At 60.3% G+C, this 18,042-nt stretch carries 12 protein-coding genes; 5 read left to right on the top strand and 7 right to left on the bottom strand.

The window, feature by feature from the left end:
- Positions 1-41: 41 nt before the first annotated feature.
- Both NA78x_RS02745 and NA78x_RS02750 read right to left on the bottom strand, forming a co-directional pair.
- On the bottom strand, positions 42-1,193 hold the full coding sequence (locus tag NA78x_RS02745) for a fatty acid desaturase family protein (protein ID WP_425616888.1): 1,152 nt from the start codon (positions 1,191-1,193) through the stop codon (positions 42-44).
- A 49-nt stretch (positions 1,194-1,242) separates the two neighbouring features.
- Complete coding sequence (locus tag NA78x_RS02750; protein ID WP_425616889.1) at positions 1,243-1,959, bottom strand: 16S rRNA (uracil(1498)-N(3))-methyltransferase; 717 nt, start codon at positions 1,957-1,959, stop codon at positions 1,243-1,245.
- A gap of 119 nt (positions 1,960-2,078) precedes the next feature.
- Here NA78x_RS02750 and NA78x_RS02755 point away from each other — a divergent pair, with 119 nt between their 5' ends.
- Positions 2,079-2,888: an ExeA family protein gene (locus tag NA78x_RS02755; RefSeq protein ID WP_425616890.1), complete on the top strand. Its 810-nt coding sequence runs from the start codon at positions 2,079-2,081 to the stop codon at positions 2,886-2,888.
- A gap of 17 nt (positions 2,889-2,905) precedes the next feature.
- Here NA78x_RS02755 and NA78x_RS02760 read toward each other — a convergent pair whose 3' ends face one another.
- Positions 2,906-4,132 carry a HEAT repeat domain-containing protein gene (locus tag NA78x_RS02760; protein WP_425616891.1) on the bottom strand — a complete coding sequence of 409 codons (1,227 nt, stop codon included), beginning with the start codon at positions 4,130-4,132 and terminating at the stop codon, positions 2,906-2,908.
- Between the two features lie 249 nt (positions 4,133-4,381).
- On the opposite strand from NA78x_RS02760, the gene NA78x_RS02765 reads away from it, so the two are divergent.
- The 3 genes from NA78x_RS02765 to NA78x_RS02775 all read left to right on the top strand — a co-directional run bounded on the left by NA78x_RS02765 (position 4,382) and on the right by NA78x_RS02775 (position 6,676).
- Complete coding sequence (locus NA78x_RS02765) at positions 4,382-5,257, top strand: hypothetical protein (RefSeq protein ID WP_425616892.1); 876 nt, start codon at positions 4,382-4,384, stop codon at positions 5,255-5,257.
- A gap of 57 nt (positions 5,258-5,314) precedes the next feature.
- A complete protein-coding gene (locus tag NA78x_RS02770; protein WP_425616893.1) occupies positions 5,315-5,704 on the top strand; it encodes a cupin domain-containing protein in 390 nt (129 codons plus the stop codon).
- Positions 5,705-5,800: 96 nt separating this feature from the next.
- Positions 5,801-6,676, top strand: a complete 876-nt coding sequence (locus NA78x_RS02775) for a creatininase family protein (RefSeq protein ID WP_425616894.1) — start codon at positions 5,801-5,803, stop codon at positions 6,674-6,676.
- A gap of 1,015 nt (positions 6,677-7,691) precedes the next feature.
- Here NA78x_RS02775 and NA78x_RS02780 read toward each other — a convergent pair.
- A complete protein-coding gene (locus tag NA78x_RS02780) occupies positions 7,692-8,468 on the bottom strand; it encodes an SMI1/KNR4 family protein (RefSeq protein ID WP_425616895.1) in 777 nt (258 codons plus the stop codon).
- 122 nt (positions 8,469-8,590) lie between these two features.
- On the opposite strand from NA78x_RS02780, the gene NA78x_RS02785 reads away from it, so the two are divergent.
- Entirely contained in the window at positions 8,591-13,015 is a 4,425-nt protein-coding gene (locus NA78x_RS02785; protein ID WP_425616896.1) for a DEAD/DEAH box helicase, read from the top strand.
- Positions 13,016-13,023: 8 nt separating this feature from the next.
- Here NA78x_RS02785 and NA78x_RS02790 read toward each other — a convergent pair whose 3' ends face one another.
- The 3 genes from NA78x_RS02790 to NA78x_RS02800 all read right to left on the bottom strand — a co-directional run bounded on the left by NA78x_RS02790 (position 13,024) and on the right by NA78x_RS02800 (position 17,861).
- Complete coding sequence (locus tag NA78x_RS02790; RefSeq protein WP_425616897.1) at positions 13,024-16,095, bottom strand: hypothetical protein; 3,072 nt, start codon at positions 16,093-16,095, stop codon at positions 13,024-13,026.
- An 8-nt stretch (positions 16,096-16,103) separates the two neighbouring features.
- Positions 16,104-16,628: a KdsC family phosphatase gene (locus NA78x_RS02795; RefSeq protein WP_425616898.1), complete on the bottom strand. Its 525-nt coding sequence runs from the start codon at positions 16,626-16,628 to the stop codon at positions 16,104-16,106.
- A gap of 66 nt (positions 16,629-16,694) precedes the next feature.
- A complete protein-coding gene (locus NA78x_RS02800) occupies positions 16,695-17,861 on the bottom strand; it encodes a KpsF/GutQ family sugar-phosphate isomerase (protein WP_425616899.1) in 1,167 nt (388 codons plus the stop codon).
- Positions 17,862-18,042: the final 181 nt, after the last annotated feature.

Below are 18,042 nucleotides of genomic sequence, written 5' to 3' on the forward strand. Positions count from 1 at the left end.
AAAGCCCTGACGATTTTCTCGTCAGGGTTTTTTCGTGCGCGCTAGGCTTCACTCGAAACTCGCTGTGTTACAGCACTCGTCACCGTACAACTGGCTTCGCGCTCGACTCGCCACAACTTGTAGATGGCAGCGAACAGCGAAGGTTCGTTGGTTTGGCGATAGAGTGAATCGGCGGGCAACTCGGCCATCAGGCGACGATGTGCAGCGGGCAGATTGTGATAGGGAATGCCGGGGAACAGATGATGCGTCGCGTGATACCGCAGCCCAACGGGGGCAACGATCATGTCCCAAGGTTGCCGACTATCAATGTTCACACTGTCGAGTAACTGCTCGACAAAGGTGCTCTCATCACCCGCTCCGCGAAAGCGATGAGCCCCCATCGTTCGCAGGCAATTCAGCCCAATGATGACACAACCCATCGCATACGACTGTAGCAGGAACGGCACGAAGCGATCCCAGCCCAGGCGAATTCCGACAATCGCTACGCCCACGATCCACGCAAAGCACAGACCTTCCTGCACACGAATAGCCCACAGCTTGTTGGCCGTCGGCAACGGGCGCAGATAGCGCGGGTCCATCACCAGCGATGAGAAGTGTCTGTGGACCCAATCGCGAATGTGCGGGCTTAACCAAGAGAGCGGCGTGAGCAGGCCGAATCTCACAATCGCCAGTGGCGGTGCCCAGATCGCTTGCGAGAGATAAACAATCATCAACCAACGGCTGAAGCGTCCGAGTGCAAGATACTCGCCATCGGCAGTGGTGCCAAAGATCCGCCGGCGATGATGATCGAGATGTCCTTCGTGCGTAAACGATGGCGTGAGGAATGGTATGCCGCAGAGCAGATTCCAGGTTGCATTGAAGAGCCAAAACTTGCGAGCTGGGACGTGCACCACTTCGTGAATGAAATTCACGGCGCGAAAGTAGAGCACACAAGCAGCCGCAAAGAACAGCAGGCGAGCACCAAGCATGATCCAGGTTGGCAACTCACTGCTGGTGAAATAGGGCAACACATCATTCAGCCGGCGACTCAAGCCAAAGCAAACATGGCCGCTGATGATGGTCGTAAGAAAGTCAGCCCAGTAGATCTCTGGGCGATGTTCGAACAAGTCACGCACGATATGCCGCGCTTGAGCCGGCGAGAACTGCGAGCACGTTTCTGCCGTTTGGTCTTGAGTGAGTAGATCGTCAGCCATCCATGAATCTCGCCGGGTGATTGCAGCACCCGAATCTTAACTTTCCTGCCTACTCCGAGGCGAGACCAACCAGCGCCGCTGCGAAGGCAATCGCGGCGGTTTCGATGCGCAGAATGCTGCGCCCCAGCGAGACGCCTTGCCAACCAGCGTCCTTGGCTGCGGCTGTTTCTTCCGGCGTGAAGCCTCCTTCAGGACCAACGGCGACAAAGACTCGCGCTGCCGTACTCAGTTTCAACGCGACCTTGGCCAAGGGTTCGCCAGCCGGGTCGGCAAGGAGCCGAACTTCCGCTGCGGGCATTTGAGCGAACCAATCCTTGGCAGTCACCGGCTCGCCAATCTCCAGCAGTTTGTTTCGGCCGCACTGTTTGCTTGCTTCGATCACGCCGCGGCGCAGTCTGCTAGCGGCTTGTTCGCCGGGCTGCACCACGCCGCGCGTTGTCAGCAGCGGCACAAGTTCAGAGACGCCCAGCTCGGTTAATTTTTCAATGAGCCACTTTTGCCGCTCTCCTTTGGGGAGTGCTACGCCAACAATGACAGCAACCTTGGGCTCGCGCGAGACTTCGCGCCGCTCGATCACTTGCAGTTCGCAGCGGTCCTTCTTCAGGAACTCAATTCGCCCGGTGAATTCGCAGCCCGAGCCATCGAACAGGGTGATCTCGTCGCCGACTTTCGCACGCATCACACCGGCCAGGTGATGCACCTCGCTGCCGCTGAGCAAGGCACGTTCGCCCGTGATAGCAGGCTCGATAAAGAAACGCTCAGACATGCAATGCCTCGTGCTAGCAACAAATCGGTCAAGACAACGTGCAGATTCTACCGATTTTGAGTGAGTTACGGCGCGCTGCATTCGGCTCGATCGTTGAGAGCCACAGAGGGAGATCAAGCATGTACCACGCTCACTGGGGATTACGAAGTTCGCCCTTCGGCGGCTCCGCGGGCGATGCGCTGACCAAAACCGTCAACAGCCCCGCCTGCGACGAAGCTCTCGCCAGGCTGCAGTACCTAGTCGATGGCCAAGGGCGGTTGGGGTTGCTCATGGGTGCCGCAGGGACGGGCAAGACCACCTTGCTCCGCCGGTTTGTCGATCGTGCACGTCGCGGTGGCATCCCCGCGGCCCTCATCGGTGGCTGTGCCTGCGACGAACGGGCCTTCGCCCTGCAGTTGGCTCGCGCCTGGCAAGTTCCCTCGTCGGGCACCGACGACGCGACTCAAACTTGGGAACTGATCGCCAACCAACTTGTCGAATGGCGCTACGAACGGCAACCTGCCATCCTGGTGCTCGACGATGCCGATCGCGCCCCCGCGGCGGTTCGTCTGCTCATCGAACGCTTGCTCCACCTGGCGATGACGCATCAAACCCAACTCACGGTCTTCCTCGCTTGCTCCACCGACACGGCCGCCAGCGTCGGACATCGCTTGCTCGAACAAGTCGAACTGCGTATCGACCTGGCTCCCTGGAGCGAAGACGAAACCGCCGAGCACGTCGCCCGTATGATCTACGAAAGTGGCGGCGAGCATCCGATCTTCACCGATGACGCCATTGTCACGTTGCATGAACTCTCGGGCGGTCTCGCACGCAAGGTTGACCAAATCGCCGAGCTCGCGCTGCTTGCGGGCGCGGGGCAAGGCCTCAGCGAAATCGACGCCGCCACGCTACTCGAAGCGTATCAAGAATTGGGGACGGGCAGCCTGTAAGAAACCTGCAGAAGCACTCACCGTGTATCTCGCCCCGGACGGGCGGCTTGCAGAATTCCTTCAGCTGCGCGGCGAACTTCGGGATCGTCGTCTTCGCTCAGTTGCAGCAGCCAAGGGCGCGGGTCGACATTCGTGAGCCGAGGCAGTTGCTCGGCCAGTTTGCGACGCTCGCGGGCATCGGGATGAATCAGCAGTTTGGCCAGCGGCAGATGCTCTTTGGCGTAGCCGCGGCGGTCGAGTTCTCGCTCGGCGGTATAGCGAACACCGTAGTCGCCATGGTGCAACAGCCGCATCACTTCCAAGTCGGCCAGTTCCCGCACCCAGTCATTCAGATTCTTCTTCACCGTCGATTCCACCGGCGGTGCCACGCGCTCCTCGGGAACGATGGGCTGCGTCGGCAATTCGTTGGCTCGGGGCGCAAAGAATCGCTTCGGTATCTTCTTGGGCTTAGGCGCTGGTTCTTCTTCTGCCGGAGGAAGATCGGCAGGAGTAATCACTTCGCGCGGATCGTTCTCGAACGGCGGGGCAAGCGGTGGATCCGTACTCGGAGTGGTCGTTTCGATGGAGCGGGCCAGCCGGCGATCTTCAGCCGAGTCGCGCTCGGCGAGCAACAGTTCTTCGGCCGATGCAGGGGGCAACTGCGCGACGATTTGATCGCAGGCAGCGATGAGATCGGCAGCGAGGCTCTTGTCACCGATCGGCCAAGTCGCCATTTGTTCTACTAGCCGGCGAATGTTCGGACGACGAGAGGCGGGTAACTGATCGGCCGAGAGCGCCAAGGCGCGAGCCAGCTCCAGCATGCGATCGGCCGTTTCCGCCGAGTTGCGAATTCGCCAACTGTCGCTCTCACGCAGCAGCGCTTGCTCGGCGGCATACGAGACCCCGGGACGAGAACTGCTCAGTGCGGTCACGGTCCAAGTCAGACCGTCGTGCTCGCGCGCGAGCCAATCGTCGAACTTCGCCGCCAGCTGATAGTTTTCGAGCGACTCCAGCTCGGCCATTTCTCGCTCGGCCAGTCGTTGGTGCAGTGCGTGCGACCAAACTGGTCCTAACCGCGAAGCCGTGAAGAGCATCACGGTGCTCAGCAAGATCGTCAGCAACAACACGCGGGTAACCGGCGACGACGGCGGGCGACTTGATCCCGCGGCTACTACTTGCTGGGCCTTCTTCACTTCCGCGGGCACCGGTCGGCGCAGACCGCCACCCTTGTGAGCAGAGTCGCGGCGAAAGTGATTGATAGCCATGAGCAGGAATGCCAGTCGCTACGGAGTGGACCGTGGCGCGTATCTTCGTCTTTGCCCGAAACGAGGCAAGACCGAAATCATCGCGGCGGTTCGCAGTGGAGTCATCGCTAGCACAGCAGGCCCTCAGACCGGGGAAATGTGAAGGTTTTAGTGGCCGCCCCAGGCAGGAATGGCCGAATTATCTCTCTGACCGGCAAAGTTTGCCGGCGCGGAAGTTGATTCCGAACGGGCCAGTGCTTCGGGGGGAGCATGATGAACTTATTCGCCAGCATGATGCCAGCATTTAGCGAGCAAGGCACCATCGACCCGCTGCGAAGCCGTCGTCGCTTCTTGCAATCGGCGGCCGCGCTCACGCTTGGTGCGCTCGGCGGTTCGTTGCTGGCCGCTGGTCCCGACGAAGCCGATTCGTCGCACCAGTCGCAGGTCGAAGCCGCGCGGGCGATGCCGCTCAACAAGCTCAACGAAGAGTCGCAGCGCAAGGTTCTCTCCGTTCTCGAACGGCCGAGCATCTATCGCCGCTTGCCCAGCAAGAGCATCGACTGCGATCCCGAACTCTTCGTGTTCCTCGTCCGCAATCCCGAAGTGATTGTGAACATCTGGGAACTGATGCAAGTCTCGAACATGGTGGCCGAACGGACCGGCGCGTACACCTGGAAGGGTAACGACGGCCAGGGAACCGAAAGCAACATCGAACTCGTCTACGGCACCGACGAACTTCACCTGCTCTATGGCGAGGGCTTTTACGAGGGCCCGCTCCTCAAGCGCAAAGTGGCCGGCCGCGCTGTGGTCCTGCTCCGCAGTGGCTATGGTCTCTCGCCCGAGGGCCGCGCTCAAATCACGAACAAGCTTGACGTGTTCATCGCCATCGACAATGTCGGTGCCGAACTGCTCGCCAAGACCTTGCAGCCCATGGTCGGCAGCACCGCCGATGTCAACTTCACCGAAGCGGCCAAGTTCCTCGGCAAGCTCTCGCAAACCGCCGAGACCAATCCCGATGGCATGCCGCGACTCGCTGCCAAGCTGAACCGCTGCAACGAAGATGTCAAACGCGGCTTCACCAGCGTGTCGTCCAGCGTCGGTCAACGCGTCGCCCAGCGCACCGCGACCAACATCCAACGCCGCTAGTTCTTCCTGGCGGCAGGCCATTTGCATCGAACCGGTTCGTGCGCGACAATGTTCCGCATGAATACAGCTACGCAAAAAGCTCCTTACGAACTGGTCGATTTCGCCTCGATAGCTCCCGTCGCTTGTCCTTGTGGCCAGGCCCGCCGCGGACTGGCCGAGGTCGACGACTATCCCGGCACAATCCATGTGACCGAGATCTCGGTCGACGCCAAGCTGCACTATCACCAGCGGCTGACCGAGACCTACTACTTTCTCGAATGCGAGCCCGATGCTCGCATGCAGCTGAACGACGAAATTCTCGACGTTCGCCCCGGCACCTGCATCATGATTCGCCCCGGCACTCGCCACCGCGCGCTCGGCCGCGCGAAAGTGCTGATCGTCGTTTTTCCGAAGTTCGATCCGCACGATGAGTGGTTCGACGAACAGGGACCAGGGGCTAGAGATTAGGGGCCAGGGAAAAACGACTACATTCCTGCCCTGGTCCCTGGCCTCTATCCTCTGGCCCCCGTTTTCGTTTGATCTTCCATTGCAACGAGACACACCATGCCCAGCCGCGTAATGACCGAGTACCGCTACGAAAAGCTGACGTGGCCGGAGATTAACGATGCGGTCGAGGAAGGGCAAGTTTGTATCGTGCCCTGCGGCGCGGTCGAACAGCACGGGCCGCACTTGCCCCTCGATGTCGACCTGGTTTGTCCCGGGGGGATCGCTAAGGGCGCTGGTCTTGAGATTCCCTCGAAAATGAAGGTGCTGCCGATCGTGGCCTATGGCTACACGGGGCACGTGATGGATTTTCCGGGCACGATCAACAACGACTTCGAGCACTTCATGCACCATGTGCTCGATATCACCAAGTCGCTCGCGTATCACGGCTTCAAAAAGATCATCCTGCTCAACGGGCATGGTTCGAACATGCCGAATCTGGATCTCGTCGCGCGGCGGACGAATCTGGAAACCGACGCCGAATGTCTCGTCGCTGCATGGTGGAATCTGCTCACTGTGGACAAAGAGTTTCTCCCCAAGTGGCGGCAGAGCAAGTTTCCTGGCGGCTGTGCACATGCCTGCGAGTTGGAAACGTCGCTCTACATGTATCTCGACGGCGATAACGTGCGCAAGGATCTCATCAAGAACGGCCTGATCAGTTTCAATGCTGACCAGAGCCCGTTTCAATGGGTCGACCTGTTCGGCTCGGGGCCGGCGACGGTCGTATCGTGGACCAGCAGTTACAGCGAGACAGGCGTGCTCGGCGAAGCGGAACTTGCCACGCCCGAAAAAGGCCGGCAGGCTTACGAAGAGGCTGTGAAGCAACTCGTCCGCTTTGTGACCTGGTTCAAAGACCGTCCCAAGGACGTTCGCCACGATCGCCATCGCGTGCCGCCCACCATGCCCCTTCCCTGGGGACAACGGCCCGTGAAATGACGCCCACCGACGGCTCTCTCGCCGTCGCCGCTGGCCATTCTCCCCGCCCCGCTGATAACCACTTTTGATAACTTTTTCGACTCTTTTTTCGCGATAACCGTTCACCGTAAGTCCCGTTCATTTTGCATGTTACGCGAACAAATAAGCACAATTCGATGAATTCTTGATAACCGTTTGATAACCAATCGTTAGCTTTGCCCAGCTTCGCTCGCTTGCCTCGGCGGTCAACGACAGAGATCAGAGATCAGATCGCGTCCGCTTCCTCGCTCGCTCTTGGACCAACCTCGTTTGGAAGGGAATCGATCCTTCCAACCCGTCTGCTGACGAACATCACAACGTCAAATAACCGTTGGAGGTTTTTGGACAGGCACCAACGCTTGTATCTCGTTGGAAGTGACTGCCGTCGTATCACTTGCAACTCGCAGAGCACTTTTGCAACGCCCTCCTTTTGTCCAATAACCGGGCGAACTCTCGTTAGGCCATTCGATCGCAGTTACAACCCCGCCTAGCGCGCACGCCTAGACCAACCGCGCAGCCGCCAGCGTGGCCTCATGCACAAAAGCAAAAGAGAACACCACGATATTGTTGCAATGAGGGTGATTTATTGTCAAGTTATTGACGACAAATTTTTTAATAAGTGGCGAGCGAACCGACCCGCGGAATATATTGCGGGTCACTCGAAATCAATCCCAAGAGGTTCGTCGGGGTCGCTACCAAGAATCCTTGGTGTCACTATGGGCATCCATGGGTCCGGTCGCAGCTTGCGGTCTAGCTGCTCCATTGGCCAGAAAAAACTAGCCGACCACTTTGCCCCGCAGCGATAAGCAATGACCCATTCGCCATCAATGTAGTACTGTGCTGGAACTACTAGCGCGCAGTAGCTACCGACGTACAACAGCGGGAGCAGCAACAAAAAGGCCGCGAATATCGGCGCTGCGGGGCGGGATCTATCCATGCAGCCAATATACGCCCGTGACTTCGCGCACGTCCATGTCATTAGCCGTGCGAGGATCGATTACTCACGCCTGAGCCGCTCCAGCAGACTCTTGGCGGCATGTTCGTCGCGAACTTCAAGCGAGCAATCGTAAAGATGCTGGCTGAGGTCAGCGCATTTCCAAATCAGGCGGAGGATGGTTTCGAGCGCATCGATTTGCTTTGCGGCGACGTACCAATCCGCCGACTTCGGCCCATGGATCAGGAGGGTTGCGTCGGTGCCGCGAAACCGCAGCTGTTGATCCGCCGGCCAGCCATAGGTGGTCAGTTCTTCTGTCAGGTGCTGTTTCAAATGTGCCAGCGTCGCCATCGATGCGTCGACACCGTTTGCTTGCAGCACGAAGGGAGATTGGAAGATGAGTGCATCATCCCAGGCGCAGGTATAGATGAACTCGGAGAATGTCGGCGCGTAGCGAATGACATTTCCGTCCCGACTAACTTCGACCATCACCGGCGGATCTTCCGATCCATCGAGCAGGACCGACCAGACGCAGACTCCCTGGTTTTCGCGTTTGATGGGCAAGAGTCGCTGCAGGTCCGGTTCGTCGGCAGCGAATTCATCGCGCACAAATTCATCGACGCCAAACGGATCGAGTTCGAAATCTTCCAGCGGAATGGCAATGTCGTCGTTGCTCCCCTTCGCCAAGATGGCCAATGCTCGCGGCAGTTGGTACCACTCGCGCACCGCCGCAGGGAATGTGAACCCCAGCCGCTGTTCCGCCTGCTCGATCCTCGCAATGTTCTGGATCGAAGGCCGTGCATCGAGCCCCAGCAATTTCATGGTCTTGGCGTGATACATCGATTCTCCCCGTGCTATCACCCGCCCTTGCGGCACACTCTTGCACCTCGCGAGCAGCTACAATCTTCGTATAATAGACAATTGCACACTGGTCGGGTTGTTTTGTTAGCGCGGTGATTGCCATGGTTGGATCGAACTTTCATCCGCTGGTCGCACGCTGGTTTCGCGAGCGGTTCGGCGAGCCTACGCCGCCTCAATTGGCGGGCTGGCCGCACATTTCGCGCGGCGAACATACCCTCATTGCCGCGCCGACCGGCTCGGGCAAAACGCTGGCCGCGTTCTTGGTTTGTCTCGATCGGCTCTTTCGCCGCTGGCTCGCGGGCGACATGCCCCAGGGGATCGACGTCGTTTATCTCTCGCCCCTGAAGGCGCTGAGCAACGACATTCAACGGAATCTGCAAATTCCCCTGCAAGAGATTTGCGAACTGGCCATTGCCGAAGGGTTGCCCGTTTGGCCGATTCGCGTGGCGGTCCGGACGGGCGATACCCCGGCTGCTCAGCGGCAAGCGATGCTCCGCAAGCCGCCGCACATTCTGGTCACCACGCCCGAGTCGCTCTACTTACTCCTTACTTCGCAAAAGAGTCGCGAAGTGCTGCGCACCGTCAGCACCATCATCATCGACGAAATTCATGCCCTCGCCCGCGATAAGCGAGGTTCGCATCTGTCGCTGTCGCTCGAACGGCTGACCGCCATCTGCGATCGTCCTCCCACGCGCATCGGCCTGTCGGCCACGCAAAAGCCTCTCGATCAAATCGGCGAGTTTCTCGTCGGTGGGCAAGGTCGCGATGCTGCTGGCAATCGCGTTGGCCCCGTCATCATCGACGGCGGTCACATCCGCAATCTCGATCTGGGCATCGAGGTGCCGCCTAGCGAACTGCAGGCAGTTTGCTCGGGCGATCAATGGGGCGAGGTCTACGACAGACTGATTGCCCTGATTCAATCGCACCGCAGCACCCTCATTTTTGTGAACACGCGGCGCATGGCCGAACGCGTGGCTCACAGCCTGACGCAATTGCTGGGTGACGAGGCCGTCGCCAGTCACCACGGCAGTCTGGCGAAAGAGATTCGTCTCGACGCCGAACAGCGGCTGAAGGCGGGCGAGCTAAAAGCCATCGTGGCGACCGCTTCGCTCGAAATGGGCATCGACATCGGCTATATCGATCTCGTCTGCCAGATCGGCTCGCCGCGCAGCATTGCCACGTTTCTGCAGCGCATTGGCCGCTCGGGTCACAATCTGGGGGCGACACCCAAGGGACGCTTGTTTCCACTTACGCGCGACGAACTACTCGAATCCTGCGCGCTGATTCGCGCAGTCCGCACGGGGCAACTCGATCGGATCGAGATTCCGCAACAGCCGCTCGATATTCTGGCTCAGCAAATTGTCGCGACAGTGGCCAGCGACGACTGGGAAGAAGACGCGCTGTTCGAACTGTGCCGTGGCGCGTGGCCCTATCGCAATCTGCCGCGCACCGAGTTCGATGCCATCATCAAGATGCTCAGCGATGGTCTCAAGCCCGGCAGCAAAGCCGGCGCTTACTTGCATCGCGATCAGATCAACAACAAATTGAAGGCTCGTCGCCACGCCCGGATCGCGGCCATCACTTGCGGCGGCGCGATTCCCGAGCTTGGCGAATACAAAGTCATCATCGAAGGGGAAGGGAAGCAAGTCGGCACGGTCGACGAAGACTTCGCCATCGATAGTACGGTCGGCAATATCTTTTTGCTCGGCAATACCAGTTGGCGAATCACGCAGATCACGCGTGACGAAGTGATCGTTGCCGATGCGGGGGGCGCGCCGCCGAACATTCCCTTCTGGTTTGGCGAAGCTCCCGGCCGCACGATGGAGCTGTCACAAGAACTGTCTCACTTGCGCCGCGAGTTGGCCACGAACCTGGTGGAAGAAGCTTGGGAGCCCGATGCCGAGGGAGTTGCCGGCCCTGGGTTGCTCGTCTCGCCACAGAACAAGGACCTGATGACCTGGCTGATCGAAAACTGCAGCGCCTGCAGTTGGGGCGCCGAGCAGGCCATTCGATATGTCGCCGCGCAGCGGGCAGCGCTGGGGGTCGTCCCGACATGCACGGAGGTTGTCTTCGAGCGGTTCTTCGACGAATCCGGCGGCATGCAGCTGATCATTCACGCGCCCATGGGAGCCCGCATCAATCGCGCCTGGGGTCTCGCGATGCGCAAGCGCTTCTGCCGCAGCTTCGATTTTGAACTGCAGGCCGCCGCCGACGATAACGGCGTGCTCCTTTCCATCGGTCCGCAGCACAGCTTTGCGATTGAGAGTCTGTTTGGCATGTTGCACGCGGGGAACGCGCAAGAACTGCTTGAGCAGGCAGTCTTCGCCGTCCCTATGTTTGGCATTCGTTGGCGGTGGAACATCACGCGCGCTCTGGGAGTGCTGCGATCGTCGGGCGGCAAGCGGGTGCCGCCGTTCTTGCAAAAGTTTCGTGCCGAAGATCTGCTCGCGGCGACGTTTCCCGAAACGGTAGGCTGTCTGGAGAATCACCACGGCGATATCGAAATGCCCGATCACCCGCTTGTGCGTCAGACGATGCACGACTGCCTGCATGAGGCGATGGACTTGCCCCGCTGGCTCGACGCTCTCCGCGAAGTGAAGGCCGGCAACATCACGTTCACGCCAGTCGACACCCGCGAGCCTTCGCCCTTCGCACATCAGTTGCTCAACGCCCGGCCGTATGCGTTTCTCGACGATGCTCCGTTGGAAGAACGTCGGACTCGCGCGGTGACGACGCGTCGCGGCTTGGCCATCGATCAGATGCGCGACCTTGCGCGACTCGACCCGGCAGCGATTGCTCAGGTAACCGAAGAAGCCTGGCCGTTTGCCCGCGATCCCGACGAAGTGCACGATATTCTGCTGACCATGATCGTGCTGCGACAGGACGAAGGTCGCGATTGGCTGGCCTGGCTGAAACAACTCTCGACAGCAGGTCGCGTTTGCAGTGGCACCTGGGCCGATGGCGAAAAGTTCTGGTTCGCCACCGAACGCTGGCCGCTGATCCGCGCGGCGTATGCCACGGCGACGGTAGCTCCGCCACCGAAGTTGCCGGCTGTGTTGGACATCACGATCGAAGGAACCGATGCCCGCGTCGAGATCGTCCGCGGCCGCATTGCCGTCAGCGGACCGATCACCGCCACGGCCCTAGCGGCGAAGATTCATCTGGAACCTTCGCAGGTCTTTGCTTCGCTCGAAGCGATCGAAGGGCAAGGCTCCGTGATGCGCGGTCGCTACAGCGAAGCAGCCTTTGCTTCGAAAGATCCCGCGACCCTCGAGTGGTGCGATCGCCGGCTGCTCGCGCGGATTCATCGCCTCACACTCGATGGCCTGCGCAAGCGGATTCAACCCGTCGCGGCGGAAGTATTCGTCGACTATCTCACGCGACTGCATGGTCTCACGCCCGACTCGCATCGCCAGGGTGAAGTCGGCATTCGGCAAGCCGTGACGCAGCTCCAAGGCTTTGAACTGGCCGCCGGTGTGTGGGAAGACAAAGTTCTCTCGGCCCGCGTCAGCGATTGGGACCCGAGCGGCCTCGATCATTTGTTTCTCTGCGGCGAACTGGCATGGGGCCGGTTTCAACCACCCAAGCGCGACGAAGACGACAAGCCCCTTTCGGGCATGACCCGCGTGATGCCGATTACCCTCGCCCTGCGCGAAGACCTCGCCTGGCTGTTGCCGCCGGATCGCACCCCCTGCGATGCCAACCTCGGCGGCAAAGCCCGCGATGTGATTGCGGCCTTGCAAGCACGCGGCGCACTCTTTCAACACGACTTGCGGGCGCTCACGGGTTTGCTCCCCGCGGAACTTGATGAAGCCCTGCGCGAGTGCGCGGCAGCCGGGTTGGTCTCGGCCGATACCTTCGCCGCCATTCGGGCCATCGCCGGCAAGACCGAAAACCAGCGCTCGTCGGCCATGATTCGCGCCCGAGCACGCGGCATGACCATTCCGACGCGCTCGTCGGCGACGGGCCGCTGGTCGCTCTTTCCGGGTGTTGTCGAGAGCATCGAGCGCGAAGTGCGCTTGGAAAAATGGTGCCGGCTGCTATTGGCCCGCTATGGCGTGGTGTTTCGCGATTTGCTGGCGAGGGAAGTCTCGGCACCTGCCTGGTGGGAACTCGTGCGCGTCCTGCGCAGGCTGGAACTGCGAGGCGAGATTCGGGGGGGCCGATTCATTGCGGGCATCGGCGAGCAGTATGCACTGGAATCGGCAGTGAGTCGCTTGCGCGAACTGCGCGAGTCGCCCGACGACGAGCAATGGTGCCTGATCTCGGCCGTCGATCCATTGAACCTCAGCGGGCATGTGACTGCAGGGCCGAAGATTGCCGCGATGCACAAAAACTGTCTCATTCTCCAGCGTGGTCGCTGCGTCGCTGCGAAAATCAGCGGGCGGATTGAGTTCTACGTGGAAGTTTCTCAGCTGCAGCAATTGGCCATGCGCCGCTCGTTGCAACTCGGCCACAAAGTACAGGCACCGAAACTGGTCGCTGAGGTAGGTCGGAAAAAAGGTACTCCTGCAGTACCGGCCTAAAACGAAGCTCACCGCTGGCGCGTTGGGCGGGGCTTGTTGATGTTGCCCAGTTGCTGCAGGTCGATAACGCGGGCATCTTCAATTTTGAGAGCGCCGGTCTTGGGCCAGAATTGAAACTCGCGGGCCGCTTGATAGGCGTGAGCGGCTGCGCCCCGCTGTTGATACCAGAGTTCGGCGTCGGTACGGCCGTCGCCCTTGACGACGAGCATGTCCTTCATCGAGGTGTACGAAATGCGATGGGCCCGCGCGGTGAAGGTGCGGCCATCAACGCGGGTGTTCCCTTCGGCCATCAACTCGTACCACGGTTCGCCACCACCGGGAGGCAAAGCCTGGGCGACTTGCATCGCGTCGCTCGACATCAAAATGCCCTGTTCGCCCAGCGCGGCCAGACCGCGTTGATCGATCATCTCGATGGTGAGGCGATCTTTCCAATCGGGGATCTTGGTGTAAACCGTTTCGACATTCTGCTCGAACTGCACCGTGCGGGTGTTCATGTCGCCCGTCATACCACGATGAAACGAGACGAGCAGGTGCGTGAGTTGATTGGGATCTTCGTTCGCCGCGACACCATCCGCCGGAGCACCGGGCAAGGGTGCGCCGGGCAGCTTGATGGCCCCTTTGCGAATGGTCAGCAGCTTGCCGCGACCGACGGCCCGCATGGCGCCGGTGAGTTGATTCAGGTAGAGGTTCGGCGTTTCGAGCGTATCGAACGAAGTTTGCTGGCCGGTGAGATCGAGCGTGCGATTCTCCAGGTAAACACCCCCGTCGAGCTTCATCTCGGCGAGGCCGACCTTATTGCTGACCCCAGGGTTCGCAAAATCGATGCGCTCCGTGATCGTAGCATCGAGCGTGCCGGCGAGGACGAGTTGCGTCGGCGTGCGAGCTTGCACGTCTTGTTCGAGGCGAATGGTGTGGCCGTCGAAGTTCATTTTCTTCTGCCAGGTCACACGCATCGACTGGGGTGGTTCGACGGGGCGACCGGCTGGCTCGATCTTTTGCGGAAGCGGGAAGGTGGCTTCGCCGGGGCCATCGATCCAAACGCGATTCTCGCCGCGGTGCAAGTGAATGGCATCGCCATTGAGCGAGAGGCCCCGCGCGGAGATCTGAGCCGGCGCGCCCACAATGTGAATGATGGCATCGGGCGTGGTACCGCCGCGCAGCTCGACTGCTTCGCCGCGCAGCTTCAGTGGTACTTGGCCGGGGAGTGTCGTTTGGATTTCATCGATCTGGGCATTGCCTTGAATGGTTAAGTCTTCGATGCCCGAGACACCGCCGCTGGCCACGCGCATCTGCACGAGTTGTCCGGTGACATCGAACTTTTGCGTCGCTTGATCGGGCCGCGGTGCGCCGCCAAAGATCGTCCCGGGCTTGATGCCAGCCGGTTGCTTGCTCGCGGCAGCAGCCAGCGCAGGATCGGGAGTGAAGAACCAGGCTTCGAGCCGTTCGGTTTTGGCATGCAGTTTGGGCGAATCGACTTCGACGCCGCGGAGGGCGAGCAATCGATCGGGGACGATCTGCACTTTGGGTTGGCCGGCGGTCGAATTGGGCGATGCGCCGTAGGCGGTCGAACCGAGCATGTCTTGCTCAACCGGAACGAGGCCGTCGGTCCCTGCGCGCGGGCGTTTCGCTTCTTGCAGCCAAAAGTGGAGTTCGTCGGCGACGAAAGTGCCCAGCGATTGCAGCGAAACCGAAGCTTGCGAAACCAGCGAGACAACCTGCGAGCCATCTTGAGGCTGAATGCGCAGCTCTTTGTTCCACTTGGCATCGAGCGTGCGCGGCTGACCGCTGACGAGTTGCATCGTCTGCAAGCGCCCTGGTCCCGCGGCCCACAGGCGCCCCAGGCCGCCGTTCGTTGACATTTCGTACTGCAGTTCGACGGCATCAAAGGCATGCGGTCCCTGACGTAGCGAAACTTGCTTCAGCCCTTGGCCACTTTCAAGCGCGATGCGCCGCAGCGGTGGTGTGAGTTCCATGCGCGCTGCTTTGACATACAGCCCGGTGCTGGGGCCTTCGAGAATCACCGGGTTGCCGGTCGCGACGATCTTGGCCACGGCCACCATCCGAACGGGATCAGCGGCCGGATCGGCTCCCGGAGGTGGAACGGCGAGCTTATCGACAGAAGCATCCTTTTCGTTGCCGCCCAGGTAGAGCCGCAAGCGCGTACAGGTGAGGCGATCGGGCAATGCGCCAGGCAGGAGGCGCGTGATTTCGACCTGATCGTCAAAGGCGGCGAGTCGCTGTTCGAAGTCAAACACGAACATGCCGCGGCAAGTGATTTCGATGGGTGCTTTGCGTTTCGAAACGCCGCTGACGTCGGCTGTTGCGCCGGGCATCGCGGGGAGGAAGCCTTGCCCGGGAAGATCGAGATGCAACCGCTCGATGCGCGAGAGCTGCAGTGTGCTGATGCCGCCGATGGCAGTATCGTCGCCATTCTTTTCGCTGGGCTTGAGGAAGAGCGTGAGGTCGCGGCCACGACCAAAGCTGTCGCCATACGAAAAATCGACATCGTGCGGAGTGAAGGCCCGCTGGGCATCCATTTGCAAGTTGCGCGTTGTCAGCTGCAAAGCGTCATTCGCGCCGGGCTTGCTGGGTGGACTGAAGATCGTGATCTCGCCGGGCAAGCGACCACCGATCAAGCGCCCGAAATCAGCACGAGCAAAATCGAGAGCGCGGTCGAACTGTAGGATGGCTCCTTGAGGAGCGCGCAAGACAATCGGCCGACCCTTGCGTTTCAGACCGCCGGCAGCCAGCTCTTCCTTCGTCGGAGTCATGTAGAACACAAGCGTGCAGGGCTTGAGTTCCAGCCGGCCGTCGTCAGTAGGCTGATAGTCTTTGAGCAGCAGCGTGCATTGCTCGGTTTCGATGATCTTCACGGCGTCTCGTTCCCAGGCATCATCGGGAAAGAGAGCCATCAACTCAGGATGGATAGGCGGCCTGGGCTCCCTTTCACCTTCGGGACCAGGGCCAGCAACCGCCTTAGGAATTGGCGGTTCCAGCAGTGGCGCAGCAAATGACGCATAGGCGAGAAATGCCGCCAAGACCGTCATCGTCGCGAAGAACCACCGCCGAATGTGAATCACTGCGGGTCCTAATCAGCTAAGTAGGTTTGAATCGTTTCGTCCCAGCGGCCCTTGGCCTTGAGAATCAATTCGATGAGTTCGCGCACGCAGCCTTGGCCGCCGGAGAGACGCGTGATGTGACCGGCGGCGGCGCGAACTTCGTCGGCTGCGTCGGCCACGGCCACACCCAGGCCAACATTGCGAATACAAGGCAGGTCGGTAAGATCGTCGCCGATGTAGCAGCACTGCTCGGGCGTCAGATTCAGTTGCTTCAGCACTTCGCGTGCGACCGGCAACTTCGTTTCGAAGCCTTGGCGCACGATCTCAATTCCCAGTTCGCCCGCTCGCAACTTCACCAGGTGAGAAGTGCGAGCCGTGAGCACGCCGAATTTGAAACCCGCGCGTTGCCACAGCTTGATGCCGAGGCCATCGCGAATGTGGAACTTCTTTTGCTCGATCCCTTGGTTGTCGTAGGTGATGCCGCCATCGGTCAGCACGCCATCGACGTCGGACAAAATGAATTCAATACGGCGGCAGCGGTCGATCAGTTTCATGGAGTCGGAAAAGGTTCGGAGTTCTGGGTTCTGAGTTTTGAGACAGGAGGGAGAATGGACGGGCAACTAGTCCCAGCATTCTTCGTTGTCGATGATTTGGGCGAGGGTGATGGCTGACTCGCTGATGTGCGGTGCAGGGACGGCCTGCTCGCGATAAACGGGACGATGGAGCTTGATGACCTGGTTGCGGTCGACTTCGGCTGTGTTCTCGGGCGAGCGATTGCCGGCGACGGGAACATTCCAGACGTCGGTAATGTCGATGAGCCCCGCAGGCTTGTGATCGGCATCGACGACGGGCAATTCGCTGATCTTGCGATCGGCCAGCAGTTGGCAAGCGACGACGAGGCGAGTGCCCACTTCGACGCGCGTGGGCGAAGGGGTCATCACGGCAGCGATGGGGCCGTCGATGCAAGTCTCCCGACGAGCTTCGAGCAATTTCGCCAGGTCGCTATCGGTGAAGATGCCACTCAGGCGACCTTCGTCGTCGGTGATCATGACGGCGCCGGTTCGGCGGCCTGGTCGGCTTTGCAACAGCAGTGCCTCGCGGACGGTTTGATCGCCACGGGCGATGCGGCATTGTTCCAGCGGACGCATCGCTTCTTCGACCTTGGCCAGTTTGCGCCCCAAGCTGCCGCCGGGATGAAACCGCGCGAAGTCTTCTTCGCTGAAGTGGCGCATTTGGCTGAGGACGAGCGCCAGCGCATCGCCCAGGGCGAGCATAGCCGTGGTACTGGCACTGGGTGCGAGACCCAGCGGGCAAGCTTCGCGAATGGAACCGAGGTCGAGAGTGACAGCGGCGAACTTGCCGAGAGTACTGGCGGGTTGACCCGTGATGGCGACGACCGACGCGCCAAGTTGCCCCACGGCAGGCAGCAACCGAACGATCTCTTCGGTCTCGCCGCTGTAGGAAAGGACGATCAACACATCGTCGCGATGAATGCGACCGAGATCGCCATGAATGGCTTCACTGGGATGAACAAAATGGCTGCGGGTACCCGTCGAGGCCAGCGTGGCCACAATCTTCTGACCGATGAGTCCCGCCTTACCCATGCCGGCGACCAGAACGCTGCCGCGACAATCGTGCAGCAGCTGCACCGCCGAGCAGAAGTCCTCGCCCAGGCTTTCGGCCAGGTTGAGCAGGGTATTGGCTTCGGCGCGAATCACTTCGCGCCCTTGCCGCAGCTGTTCGAGAGACGACAGCAATCCGTAACTACCTGCTGGTAATGCGCTCATGGCTCGTCGTCCTTGACGTAGCGTGCGGGGCGGCACAATCGTTAACGCGTTTGAAAGCACCCACGATTGGCCGGGAATCTGACGGCCGGATTGTAAGAAAGCTGGCGAAATCGAACAATGCGAAAGATTGACGCGTAGGGAATGCTGGCGCGCGAAATGCGTTGCCAAAACGAAGACATTG

It is taken from the genome of Anatilimnocola aquadivae (assembly GCF_049819085.1).
In the GTDB taxonomy this organism is placed as follows: domain Bacteria; phylum Planctomycetota; class Planctomycetia; order Pirellulales; family Pirellulaceae; genus Anatilimnocola.

What these genes read in the sequence shown, in the direction of transcription:
- NA78x_RS02775 (WP_425616894.1), top strand. Translation starts at nt 5,801, where the DNA reads ATGCCCAGCCGCGTAATGACCGAGTACCGCTACGAAAAGCTGACGTGG.
- NA78x_RS02800 (WP_425616899.1), bottom strand. Translation starts at nt 17,861, where the DNA reads ATGAGCGCATTACCAGCAGGTAGTTACGGATTGCTGTCGTCTCTCGAA.
- NA78x_RS02780 (WP_425616895.1), bottom strand. Translation starts at nt 8,468, where the DNA reads ATGTATCACGCCAAGACCATGAAATTGCTGGGGCTCGATGCACGGCCT.
- NA78x_RS02750 (WP_425616889.1), bottom strand. Translation starts at nt 1,959, where the DNA reads ATGTCTGAGCGTTTCTTTATCGAGCCTGCTATCACGGGCGAACGTGCC.
- NA78x_RS02760 (WP_425616891.1), bottom strand. Translation starts at nt 4,132, where the DNA reads ATGGCTATCAATCACTTTCGCCGCGACTCTGCTCACAAGGGTGGCGGT.
- NA78x_RS02745 (WP_425616888.1), bottom strand. Translation starts at nt 1,193, where the DNA reads ATGGCTGACGATCTACTCACTCAAGACCAAACGGCAGAAACGTGCTCG.
- NA78x_RS02770 (WP_425616893.1), top strand. Translation starts at nt 5,315, where the DNA reads ATGAATACAGCTACGCAAAAAGCTCCTTACGAACTGGTCGATTTCGCC.
- NA78x_RS02795 (WP_425616898.1), bottom strand. Translation starts at nt 16,628, where the DNA reads ATGAAACTGATCGACCGCTGCCGCCGTATTGAATTCATTTTGTCCGAC.
- NA78x_RS02785 (WP_425616896.1), top strand. Translation starts at nt 8,591, where the DNA reads ATGGTTGGATCGAACTTTCATCCGCTGGTCGCACGCTGGTTTCGCGAG.
- NA78x_RS02765 (WP_425616892.1), top strand. Translation starts at nt 4,382, where the DNA reads ATGATGAACTTATTCGCCAGCATGATGCCAGCATTTAGCGAGCAAGGC.
- NA78x_RS02755 (WP_425616890.1), top strand. Translation starts at nt 2,079, where the DNA reads ATGTACCACGCTCACTGGGGATTACGAAGTTCGCCCTTCGGCGGCTCC.